The organism is Bacillus infantis NRRL B-14911 (assembly GCF_000473245.1).
Lineage (GTDB): Bacteria > Bacillota > Bacilli > Bacillales > Cytobacillaceae > Bacillus_AB > Bacillus_AB infantis.
In genome coordinates this window covers 2,089,839-2,100,689 of record NC_022524.1, presented here as the reverse complement: position 1 = coordinate 2,100,689, position 10,851 = coordinate 2,089,839, and the positions used below count along the sequence as shown (strand labels likewise).

Genomic DNA, 10,851 nt, shown 5'->3' with positions numbered 1-10,851 from the left:
CTCCGTTTATTTTAAGGCTTACAGGTCACTCAAATAAGGATAAGACTTCCTGTTTTTTTACCCTTTATGAAAATCATTCCTTACTATGAAAAGCACCATTCTTTACGAAAAGAGCAAAAAAAAGAGACCTTTGCGGGTCTCTTCTTTTCATTCAAGGATATAAGGATGATCCAAAACGTCATAACCATCTTCCCTGCTCCCGATCTCATTGCCGTCTTTAAATACAGCTTCAAAGAAACGGGATGCCGGTTCTGCCAGTTCTTTATAATAATCGCTGAACAAGGAGGCTGCATGGGCCCCGAGCCACTGAACCGGAAGAAGCTCCGCGGGAAGGCCCGGATCGACGAAAAGAAATTTCCTATATTCATGGACAAGCCCCGTCCTCTCTACAAAACAGTCGGCATCTGTCATAAGACCTTTCTGGATCCTGCTTTTGGCGATAATATATTTCTCGCTGTATTCACTAATGAAGCTCTGGTATTTCCCATTGATTTCGTCCAGGTCCCAGCTTTTCGCCACAATCCTGCTGTTCTCATGGGGGCCTTCATATTCAGCGATGAAGAAATCAACATAATCTTCAATTTTATATTTATCAATCAAGTCGGAAACCTGCTTTTCCAGATTGTTTGCAGAAATCCAGCAGCTGCTGGAAAAAGAGCCGAATCCGCTCCAGACCAGCTCTTTTCTCAGTTCATCCCTGACAGATCTGATCTCTTCCGGTATCGTATACATAAGCATGCGCCATTTGCCGTCCCACTCTTCAGGCTTAAGCTTGAAGATCCGCTTTCCCGCTTCTTCTATTCTTTTCTGGCCCCGATCGGTCAAAGAATAATAGCTCTTATTGCCAGCCTTTTCGGCTTGCACCCATCCTTGCTTATTCATTCTGGAAATTGCAGCCCTCACCGACTGGTCATTATGGCCGAATTCACTTAAAAGCCTGATCAGGCTGCCTATCCAGATTTTGCTTCCGTAGTGTGAGATATAATCTCCATACAATGTAAAAATCATCGATCTTGTATTCAAAGCTCTTCATCCTTTTCTTTCCCTCTGCCATATGCTGTCCCTTGCTGTAGAGACGGATGGCCCGGCCTCTTTTGTGCAATATCTATATATTACATGAAAATTCTTATTTTTAAAACAGCTGGTTCTTATTCTTCCCACCGCTCCAGAATGGCTGCGATTCCCTGCCCGACACCAACGCACATCGCCGCCATGGCATAACGGCTGTTTCTTCTTTTCATTTCATGGACCAATGAAGTCAATATCCTTGCCCCGCTTGCACCAAGGGGATGGCCAAAGGCGATGGCCCCTCCATTCACATTAACGCGGGCAGGATCAAGGCCAAGCTGGTCAATGCAGGCAATCGACTGGGCCGCGAAAGCTTCGTTCAATTCAATAAGGTCTACCTCTTCAATTGAAATGCCGGCCCGTTCAATAGCCTTTCTAACTGCCGGCACAGGGCCGATTCCCATGATAGAAGGTTCAACACCCGCAACCGCTGAAGCTGAGTATTTGGCAAGCGGGCTAAGACCAAGCTCAGCCGCTTTTTCCGCACTCATCAGCAAAAGGACAGAGGCCCCATCATTGATGCCGGATGAATTTCCTGCCGTTATCGTGCCTCCGGAAAACAGGGGCTTCAGCTGGCTCAGCTTTTCAAAGGTGGTAGTCGGGCGCGGATGCTCATCAATCGAGAAGGTTTTGGATTCACCTTTGTTTATTAATTCAACGGGGATGATTTCATCGGTCAGCCTTCCCTCCTCCATCGCTGCCTTCGCCTTCATCTGGCTTTCAAATGAAAAAAGGTCCTGCCTTTCTCTGGTTAACCCGAATTTCTTTGCTACATTTTCAGCCGTTTCCGGCATCGACTCTGCTCCATACATTTCCATCAATGCCGGGTTTGTAAAACGCCAGCCGATCGTTGTGTCGTAAAGCTGCCTGTTCCCCCTCTGGAATTCATTTTCCGGCTTGGCCATGACAAAGGGAGCCCTTGTCATGCTTTCTGTCCCCCCTGCAATAAATATATCTCCTTCACCGGCCAATATCGCTCTTGCTGCATAATTGACCGCATCAAGTCCTGAACCGCAGAGCCGGTTAACCGTCGTACCTGCTGTTTCGACCGGCAGCCCTGCCAGGAGGGCTGCCATCCTGGCGACATTCCGGTTATCTTCGCCAGCCTGATTGGCATTTCCCAATACAACTTCCTCAATGTCTGCGGGCAGGACCCGGGGATTCCTGGCCAGCATTCCTTTTATGGCCACAGCTGCAAGATCATCCGGCCGGACATCTTTCAGGCTTCCTTTATACCTGCCGATCGGAGTGCGGACAGCATCAATGATGACAGCTTCCCTCATCACCTCATCTCCTTTCCCCATAGTCATATACGCCGCGGCCGGACTTCCTTCCAAGACGGCCTGCTTTAACATACTGCTCCAGAAGAGGTGCAGGCCTGTATTTTTCACCAAGCTTTTCATGAAGATATGTCAAATTGTTCAGCCTTGTATCCAGGCCTACCAAATCCCCCAGTTCAAATGGCCCCATAGGATAATGAAGCCCCAATTTTATTGCTTTATCGATTTCCTCAGCAGTCCCTACCCCTTCCTGCAGCATATAGAAGGCTTCATTGCCGACGAGGGCGCTGATGCGGCTGGTAACAAACCCGGGAAATTCATTGATGATGACGGTTTCTTTGCCCATCTCTTCGGCAGTCTGGCGTATAAATTCCACAGATTCATCGCTCGTCTCAAGCCCTTTGACAATCTCTACAAGAGGCATTTTATGGACCGGGTTGAAAAAATGCATGGCCAGCACTTTGTCCGGCCTCCCGGTAAAAGAGCCGATTTCCGTCGGGCTCATTGTCGATGTATTTGAAGCAAAAATGCAGTCTTCTGAAGCATGCTGATCGATTACTTCAAATATGTTCCTCTTAATATCAAGCCTTTCAGGGACTGCTTCAATGATGAGATCGGCCTCGGCAGCATTGCTTGCCAGGCTTACTGAAAAATGCAGCTTCTCCCAAGTGTTTGAAACCTCATTTTCTGTCATCTTCCCCCTCTGCACACCTTTTTGCATAATAGATGAGATTTCTTTTTCAGCATCCTTTAGCTGGGCATCGCTGATATCAACCAAGACAGTCTGGAAACCGCTGGCTGCACTAACATAGGCAATGCCCCTGCCCATGACCCCGGAGCCGATGACCACTATCTTTTTCATCCTTATCCCCCCGTAAGTGAATTGAAAAGAAAAAGCACCCAAGAGCGAGTGCCAAAATGGTAAGCATGTGCTACATGCCTATAAAAGCTGCCTTCCTTTTCTCGAGAAAAGCCTGAACACCTTCCTGATGGTCTCTCGTCAGCCCGGCCATCCGCTGACCTTTGGCGTCTTCTTCCAGGTAGTCATTTAGATTCAGTTCCCAGCAATCCTTAAGCTGTTTTTTAATCAATCCTGCGGCTGCAGTCGGGAGGGCGGCTGCTCTATCAGCGAACAATCTTACACCTTCCTCCCAGCTTTCGTGAGGGATAACTCTTGTCGCCAGTCCCAGCCGCAAAGCCTCTTCAGCGGTCACTTTTTCCCCCAGCAAGGCAAGCTCCAAAGCTTTTGCCTGGCCAATCAGCCTGGGCAGGAAAAACATATTGCCTGCATCAGGAATAAGGCCGACATGTATAAAAGACTGAATGAAGCTTGCTTTATCCGAGACAAGCCGGAAATCGCAGGCGAGCGCCAGGCTCATCCCGGCCCCTGCGGCAACACCATTTACTGCTGCAATGACAGGCTTTTCACAATGATACAGCTCCATGACCATCGGGTTGTACCTTTTCCGCAGAATTTCCCCATGATCTGTGTTTTCGCTGACACTGCCCAGATCCTCCCCTGAACAGAAAGCCCTGCCTTCACCGGTTATGACAATCGCTCTTATCCTGGGGTCAGACCCCGCCTCCCGCAAAGCCTGCCCGATTTCACTGTTGAGATCTGCCGTAAAAGCGTTCAGCTTTTCCGGCCTGTTGAGCCTGATCCAGGCAATCTTGCCTTCAGCTTCATAAATGATAGTCTGATACATGGGACGCGCCCCCTTATTCTTCTGTTTCTTCGCCGATCATCAGGGTGATGATATCGCCTGCAAATGACATGGCATCTTTTCCGGAGGCTTTTCCTTCGTCCGTTTTCATGGCAGCTTTGAGTGCTTCATGACTGTCATAAAACATTTCGCACATAAGGTAATACTTGCCTTCTCCACCCATGGGACTGCCGGTGATTCTGGTAACCTTCATTTCCCTAAGCCCTGGTATCTTGGCTGTAAGTGGCGCATGCGTCTTAAAATAATGCTCATCGAAGGCTTCCTTATTTTCGGGGTGTTTGTAAAGCGCGATCAGTTTTACCATTTTCTATCATCCTTTCAATCTATAAGTTTATTATTGCCTATAAAAGGCTGGATACCGGCTTCATGGCTTCAAAAGGATTCCTGCATGCACGGCAGTACAGCAGGCTCCTGCAGGCAGTCGGCCCGAATATATTTTCAAGGGAGGTGTAAGGAGAGCCGCAGTAAGGGCAATCCACCTTCCACACTCCGGTTTCTTCCACTCTTTCCGGGGCCGGCGCGATGCCGAATTCTTTCAGATGCGTTCTGCCCTTTTCAGAAATCCTGTCAGAAGTCCAGGGAGGATCATAGATGAAACGCACTTCAGCAGACTGTTCGAGATCCAAATACCTTAGCTGTTCTTCAACGCTGCTTTGAATCATTTCAAGGGCTGGGCAGCCCAGAAAGGTAGGCAGGAGTTCAATCAATATTCTTTCTTCCTCCACCTGCACTCTTTCGACCATTCCAAGTTCAATAATGGAGACAGCCGGGATTTCCGGGTCTTTGACTACATTCAATGCTCTAAGAATAGATTGGTCGAGCTCGTTTCCGGCGTTGTCCATATCTGCACTTCCTTTTTCACCAGCAGGCTGCCGGGTCGCTTCTGTACACTTCAGAAAGTGTATCCAGAGCTTCTGTTAAGTCTTTTGTATGCTGGCCTTCTCTTCCATTCCCCAAATCAAGCCCGAATTGGCGGGGGAAAAGAGAGCCGGCTGCTTCAAATACGGAGGACAGATTTGCTTCCAGGCTTATTAACAGCTGCTCTTCCCCGGCGATCAGACCCTCGGCCTGCATTTCTTCTGCGAACGGGCCCAGGTTCAGGAGGTCCCCCATCATGGTATAAGTGCCGGATGCCGCTTCCTCCATGCGCCTCCTCGCCTCCCCGCCGGCCTGCATCAGCTGCAGGAACCAGGTTTTCCAATGAAGAAGATGGTAGTGAAGCTCCATGCTTATTTTCACGGCAGCTGTCCGGAGCGGAAGAAAGGAGGAAGTTTTCAGCGATTCCATTTTCACTTTCTTTGCGTATATATAGAAAAAGTTACGGACAACAGCAAAAGCCCAATCATACTGGGGATTCTGCAGATAATGGCCCGGCCCATTCGCTCTTTCTGCGAGAATGCTGTTCCTTCTTTCTTCAGCCTTCCTTAAATGGGCGAGATCATCTGAGCTTCCTTCCCCCATTTCCTCCAGAATCTGATAGTACATACTGGCATGCCCCATGGTGTCCTGGCTGATAGAGGAAAAAGCAACATCCTCTTCGATGTGCGGAGCAAGGCCGAGCCACTCTGAACCGCGGTATGAAAGGATGAAATCATCATCCGCGAGCTGGTATAATAGTTCAATGGCAGCCCTGGAAGCTTTATTTCCAGGCTGCTCAGCCTTCAGTTCGCCTGTCAATGTTCCCATTCCCTCCCCAAGAAAGAATTTCTTTTTCATCCAGCATATTCTGTTCGTACTGGCGCCATTTCTTCTTTAAATATCCGTATCCTTTTGCAGTCCTGTAATCCTTGTTATCGAGCCGCTGAAGGGTGAGCCTTTCCTCCGGATCCATCTTGCGTATCTGTGAACGCTTGACGACCCAGATGTCAGCAACCGGCTCTCTTCTCATGAAATTTTCCTGTGCAAAAACAAGGGCAAGCTCTTCATTTGGCGCCATCAGCGAAAATTGATGCTGCATTGGTGACGTATCCGTTTTTTTGCTGAACACTTCGTATTCACTGAAAAATTCAGAAGCAGGCACATGCTCCCTCCTTTCTTAATTAGCCTGCACACTCAGTGCATCCCGGACCCATTGGGAGGACTGATAGGCATCCCGGCGCAGACTCAGCCTTTCAGCCGATTTCGGGCCGCTGTTGCTGATAATTTCTTTAAAGCGGCTCCAGTCAGGCTGTTTATATGTCCATCCTGTTTCTTCACTGTATCCCAGGGTCGGATCCGGTATGGTCAGTCCGAGTGAAAGGATCCTTGGCACATACTTCGAAAAGAAATCCTGCCGCAGCTCTTCATTTGTTTTCGTCCTGATCTTATACTTAATCGTAATATCCTGCTTGGACGTACCGGTCGCCCGGGCATCTGCCGGGCCGAAAAACATCAATAATGCTTCCCACCAGCGATTGACAGCATCCTGAACCATTTCTCTCTGCTTTTCTGTCCCCTCGGCCAATGCCATGATGATCGCCTCACCATGCTGGGCATGGAAAACCTCTTCAGCGCAGATTCGTTTTAATGCTCTTGCATAAGGTCCATAAGATGAACCAAGCATATTCGTTTGGGTGATGATCGCTGCACCGTCGACCAGCCAGCCTATAAGCCCGGCGTCCCCCCATGTAGGAGCCTCCATATGAAAGACATTGTGGAATTTGAGCTTCCCTGTAAAAAGATCTTCCATTATATGTTCCCTGCTTTTGCTAAGCGGCAGCATCAGATCCTCTGCAACCCGAAGCAAAAGCTGTCCGTGGCCCATTTCATCCTGGACCTTGGCCATGATGCCAAGCTTCCTTTTTAGAGTCGGCGCTTTAGGGACCCATTCCTTTTCAGGCAGGGCACCCATGATTTCGCTTATTCCGTGCATGCTGATCAGCTTGATGAGTGTGAGCCTGTAATCATCGGGCATCCAGTCATCCGCTTCTATTTTTTCCCCATTAGAAATCCTGTGCATGAAGTTTCCCAGCTTCTCCTCTTCGGTTAAAGAAGAATACAGCTGTCCTGCCATATTGTCAGCCTCCTTCTATTAAATCCCGCTTATAGCTTCAGGGGCATTTTTGTTATTAATTATTCTCACAGCTTTCCCCTCGGACCGGGGAATGCTTTTCGGCGGATGAAGATCAACGGAAATGGAAATATAGCATTGAGATTGTAAATGGTTTTTAAGCCTCATTCGGATAGCTTCCGCATAATCGGACTGTAAATCGCCGCCCATCTTTGAATAGGACCTTTCCTCCAATTCAAGATGCAGGACAAGTGATTTAAGAGCCTTGCCGGAATGAAGTGCAATCTGATAGTGGGGGGAGATATCTTCCTGGCCAACCAGACAGCTTTCTATCTGGGAAGGAAAAACATTCACGCCATTAATGTTCAGCATATCGTCGATCCTGCCCCTTATTCTCGACATCCTGGCAGTGGTCCTTCCGCACTTGCACGTTTCCTTTGACAGGCTGGCAATGTCACCGGTCCGATAACGGATAACGGGAAAGGCTTCTTTTGAAATGCTTGTGAAGACCAGCTCCCCTTCACTCCCAAAAGGAAGCGCTTCCAAAGTTTCCGGATCGATCACCTCCGCAATGAAATGATCCTCAGCGATATGCAGCCCATCCTGTGCCTCATGGCATTCCATGCTGATGCCAGGACCCATAACCTCGCTTAAGCCGTAAATGTCGCAGGCTTTAATGGCGAGCTTCATCTCCAGAACTTCACGCATTTCTTCCGACCAGGCCTCTGCTCCGAATATGCCGTATTTCAGCGAAGTACTTGCAGGATCAATACCCATTTCCTCCATCTTTTCAGCAAGACTTAATATATAAGAAGGAGTCCCGCATATAACGGAAGGTTTAAAATCCTGAATGAGCATGATCTGCCGTTCCGTGTTGCCGCCTGAGACAGGTACAGTGGCCATTCCGAGATGTTCGCTGCCATAATGCAATCCAAGGCCCCCTGTAAAAAGGCCGTATCCATATGCATTATGCAGGCGTTCGCCAGGTCTTCCGCCACCCAGCGCAATAGCACGGGCGACCAGCTCTGTCCAAATCTCAATATCCTTCTTTGTATAGCCGACAACCGTCGGCTTTCCGCTCGTGCCAGAAGAAGCATGCAGACGGACCACTTTATCCATCGGAGCAGCAAAAAGGCCGAACGGGTACTGGCTCCTTAAATCTGCTTTCTCTGTAAATGGCAGTTTTTTTAGATCTTCTAGCGTCTGAATATCCTGGGGCACCAGGTTAGCTTCAGAAAATCTTTGCCTGTAAAATGGCACTTCGTGAAAAACTCTTGCTGCTGTACTCTTAAGCCCTTCCAATTGAACGGCTTCAATCACATCTCTGCCCGATTTTTCAATGCTATGAAGAATCAAAGGGCACCCTCCTATTCCCATTCCGTCATATAACGTAAAAAAATCGTCTCGTTTAATATCTGTTATACCATTAAGATAACCTGAACAAAAACCGTTGTCAAATTATTTTTCAGAAAATTCAATCCTCGTTAAATATTATGCCAGATGGAGGATTCTTTTTTTCTCAGTCTTCAGTCACTCATTCGAAGCTTCCTTATAGAATATAAAAGCCGGCAGGAGAATTTGATCTCCTGCCGGCTATATGATTGAACTCACTATTCCCCGCATTGGCCTTGGGTTGTACATAATTCCTGCAGAGAAAAGTCCCCTTCAGGCAGTGAAATAAAGGTAAACCCATCCTCACTGTATAATTCCCATCCCTCAAAATGGCAGCTGTCATGAAATAAGTCAAGAACTATTGAGCCGGAAAAAGCGATGCGCAGCATTTTAACTTCCTCCATAAAAATCACTTCAATTACCTGACAGCCGATGAGAGACTCTTTCAGCTGAACATTGGCAGGAACCTCACGGGAATCACTGCTTCCAGCCATGATTTTATTTTCGCGCTGGAGCCTCCATGGACACTCAGCGACAAGGCCGCCTGCTGTCAGCTCCAGTTCAAGCAGAGAATTTGAGCCAATAATAACATTGACAATGGATTGCTTTTCAAAATGCGAAAAATCGATACCGCTTAATTTGCTCATATAGTTGTATTCTCCCAGCTTTGTATACTTCTTTTAAAACATCGCAGCACTGGTCTGTAAGCACCTTCCATTTTTTTAAAAGTAATGTAATCATTTTTGTATGTATGTTATCAGGATTATATGGTTTCAATAAAAAGCAGCCTGTTTGGATGGAAGCTTTTTGTATTTTTTAGCAGAAGGGGGTGAGTTTGACCGTTGGAGGACCTCTGATTTAATTATTTCTTTTAGAGGGTTCCATTCCGCTCTTTTGAGACCTTGTGGTTAGCTTTTTTTAGTTTAGAGGGTTCCATTCCGCTCGTTTGAGGCCCTCTGATTTGATTTTTTCGGTTTAAAAGGTCCCATTTCGCTCGTTTGAGACCCTCTGATTTGATTATTTCAGTTTAGAGGGTTCCATTTCGCTCTTTTGAGGCCCTCTGATTTGATTATTTCAGTTTAGAAGGTTCCATTTCGCTCGTTTGAGACCCTCTGATTTGATTATTTCAGTTTAGAGGGTTCCATTTCGCTCGTTTGAGGCCCTCTGATTTGATTATTTCAGTTTAGAGGGTTCCATTCCGCTCGTTTGAGGCCCTCTGATTTGATTTTTTCAGTTTAGAGGGTTCCATTTCGCTCTTTTAAAGCCCTCTGATTTGATTTTTTCGGTTTAGAGGGTCCTATTCCGCTCCGTTAAGACCCTCTATACCTCTTTTTCCTGCTTAGGGGGTTCTAGTCTGCTCCTCTAAGACCCTCTGTACGGCTTTTTCCTTGTTCAGAATGTTCCAGTTCCCTTTTGGCTAAAAATTATCTTTCATCCCTTTATGTTTCTTTTATTATATCCTTGAAAAAAATCCATGCCAAATCATTAACCCCTGTTTTCGGCAGATACGGTGTATCTGTTGAGCCACAAAGAAAACGGAAAACTACTTGTCCTGCACCCTTCACATAAAAAAAGCCAACTCCTAAGAGTCAGCTTTCGCCTTCGACATATGGATCATGTTCATAGGCAGGAAGGTCGCCGAAGGTTGTCATGATGCCTTCTTCATCAAGGGCCTCTTCATACCTTTCATGCTGTGCACTTGGGTATACTGTGATGTTCTTGCCTTCAATATCGGTACCGATGAAGTTTTCATAATCCTCAACATAACCGATATTTTCCTCTGCTTCTATATTGGTATCGTTATAATGGTCATGCGGAACAATAAAGTCGGAAGGCGTTTCGGAGTTCCCCCAGCTTTCGACTTCCTGCCATGCGTCCTCCGCATCGAATGAAACATTTTCATCCTGTTCGTCCATATCGAATTTACCGAAAGGAGGCATCAGCACACCTTCTTCGATCGGCCTTTCATGGGAAGTAACCTGGTCAGGGCTGTGCTCCTTGCAGTACGTTGTGTTCGGCAGAGCTTCCAGGCGTTCTTTTGGAATTTCTTTATGGCATACTTCACAAATGCCATAGGTCCCCTGGTCAATCGCCTGCAGCGCTTTTAGTATATTGCTCAGTTCAAGCTTATAGTGCTCATTCAGCGCCAGGTCTTTCTCACGTTCGTACAGCTCAGTCCCTTCGTCGCCAGGATGGTTATCGTAGCTGGACAGCTCCCCGACGGATTCATGGGGATGGTCCCTTGTCAGGTCGAAATTGTCATTGGACTGAAATCTTTCTTCGAGATCTTTTTTTTCATGCAATAGCTGGGAACGGAACGCTGCTATTTCGTCTTTAGTAAGCAAGATTCCATCTCTCCCTTCTGTTTTGTTCTACCTATATTTTGGGATGTACGGTG

At 47.2% G+C, this 10,851-nt stretch carries 12 protein-coding genes; all 12 read right to left on the bottom strand.

The features are described 5' to 3' along the window. Positions 1-147: 147 nt before the first annotated feature. The 12 genes from paaX to N288_RS10485 all read right to left on the bottom strand — a co-directional run bounded on the left by paaX (position 148) and on the right by N288_RS10485 (position 10,798). On the bottom strand, positions 148-1,023 hold the full coding sequence (gene paaX / locus N288_RS10540) for a phenylacetic acid degradation operon negative regulatory protein PaaX (protein ID WP_022543804.1): 876 nt from the start codon (positions 1,021-1,023) through the stop codon (positions 148-150). Positions 1,024-1,148: 125 nt separating this feature from the next. Then, the gene (locus tag N288_RS10535; protein ID WP_022543803.1) at positions 1,149-2,351 is read right to left on the bottom strand and encodes a thiolase family protein; all 1,203 of its coding nucleotides are present in this window, start codon (positions 2,349-2,351) and stop codon (positions 1,149-1,151) included. Positions 2,352-2,355: 4 nt separating this feature from the next. Continuing rightward, entirely contained in the window at positions 2,356-3,210 is an 855-nt protein-coding gene (locus tag N288_RS10530; RefSeq protein ID WP_009790828.1) for a 3-hydroxyacyl-CoA dehydrogenase, read from the bottom strand. 70 nt (positions 3,211-3,280) lie between these two features. Next, a complete protein-coding gene (locus N288_RS10525) occupies positions 3,281-4,054 on the bottom strand; it encodes an enoyl-CoA hydratase/isomerase family protein (RefSeq protein WP_009790827.1) in 774 nt (257 codons plus the stop codon). A 13-nt stretch (positions 4,055-4,067) separates the two neighbouring features. Then, positions 4,068-4,376: an EthD family reductase gene (locus tag N288_RS10520; RefSeq protein ID WP_009790826.1), complete on the bottom strand. Its 309-nt coding sequence runs from the start codon at positions 4,374-4,376 to the stop codon at positions 4,068-4,070. A gap of 37 nt (positions 4,377-4,413) precedes the next feature. After that, a complete protein-coding gene (gene paaD, locus N288_RS10515) occupies positions 4,414-4,914 on the bottom strand; it encodes a 1,2-phenylacetyl-CoA epoxidase subunit PaaD (protein WP_009790825.1) in 501 nt (166 codons plus the stop codon). Positions 4,915-4,930: 16 nt separating this feature from the next. Next, positions 4,931-5,758: a 1,2-phenylacetyl-CoA epoxidase subunit PaaC gene (gene paaC, locus N288_RS10510; RefSeq protein WP_009790824.1), complete on the bottom strand. Its 828-nt coding sequence runs from the start codon at positions 5,756-5,758 to the stop codon at positions 4,931-4,933. Next, positions 5,727-6,092: a 1,2-phenylacetyl-CoA epoxidase subunit PaaB gene (gene paaB / locus N288_RS10505; protein ID WP_009790823.1), complete on the bottom strand. Its 366-nt coding sequence runs from the start codon at positions 6,090-6,092 to the stop codon at positions 5,727-5,729. The genes paaC and paaB overlap by 32 nt, the downstream gene beginning before the upstream one ends. Positions 6,093-6,107: 15 nt before the next feature. After that, positions 6,108-7,064 (bottom strand): 1,2-phenylacetyl-CoA epoxidase subunit PaaA, encoded by a 957-nt coding sequence (paaA, locus tag N288_RS10500; RefSeq protein ID WP_009790822.1) that lies wholly within the window; start codon positions 7,062-7,064, stop codon positions 6,108-6,110. A gap of 18 nt (positions 7,065-7,082) precedes the next feature. Then, entirely contained in the window at positions 7,083-8,417 is a 1,335-nt protein-coding gene (locus N288_RS10495; RefSeq protein ID WP_022543801.1) for a phenylacetate--CoA ligase family protein, read from the bottom strand. A gap of 254 nt (positions 8,418-8,671) precedes the next feature. Then, the gene (locus N288_RS10490) at positions 8,672-9,100 is read right to left on the bottom strand and encodes a hypothetical protein (RefSeq protein WP_009790820.1); all 429 of its coding nucleotides are present in this window, start codon (positions 9,098-9,100) and stop codon (positions 8,672-8,674) included. A 942-nt stretch (positions 9,101-10,042) separates the two neighbouring features. Next, positions 10,043-10,798 carry a TraR/DksA C4-type zinc finger protein gene (locus N288_RS10485; protein ID WP_009790819.1) on the bottom strand — a complete coding sequence of 252 codons (756 nt, stop codon included), beginning with the start codon at positions 10,796-10,798 and terminating at the stop codon, positions 10,043-10,045. Positions 10,799-10,851: the final 53 nt, after the last annotated feature.

Excerpts from the sequence above, each read along its gene's own strand:
- N288_RS10535 (WP_022543803.1), bottom strand. The coding sequence starts at position 2,351 with ATGAGGGAAGCTGTCATCATTGATGCTGTCCGCACTCCGATCGGCAGG.
- N288_RS10530 (WP_009790828.1), bottom strand. The coding sequence starts at position 3,210 with ATGAAAAAGATAGTGGTCATCGGCTCCGGGGTCATGGGCAGGGGCATT.
- N288_RS10525 (WP_009790827.1), bottom strand. The coding sequence starts at position 4,054 with ATGTATCAGACTATCATTTATGAAGCTGAAGGCAAGATTGCCTGGATC.
- N288_RS10520 (WP_009790826.1), bottom strand. The coding sequence starts at position 4,376 with ATGGTAAAACTGATCGCGCTTTACAAACACCCCGAAAATAAGGAAGCC.
- paaD (WP_009790825.1), bottom strand. The coding sequence starts at position 4,914 with ATGGACAACGCCGGAAACGAGCTCGACCAATCTATTCTTAGAGCATTG.
- paaC (WP_009790824.1), bottom strand. The coding sequence starts at position 5,758 with ATGGGAACATTGACAGGCGAACTGAAGGCTGAGCAGCCTGGAAATAAA.
- paaA (WP_009790822.1), bottom strand. The coding sequence starts at position 7,064 with ATGGCAGGACAGCTGTATTCTTCTTTAACCGAAGAGGAGAAGCTGGGA.
- N288_RS10490 (WP_009790820.1), bottom strand. The coding sequence starts at position 9,100 with ATGAGCAAATTAAGCGGTATCGATTTTTCGCATTTTGAAAAGCAATCC.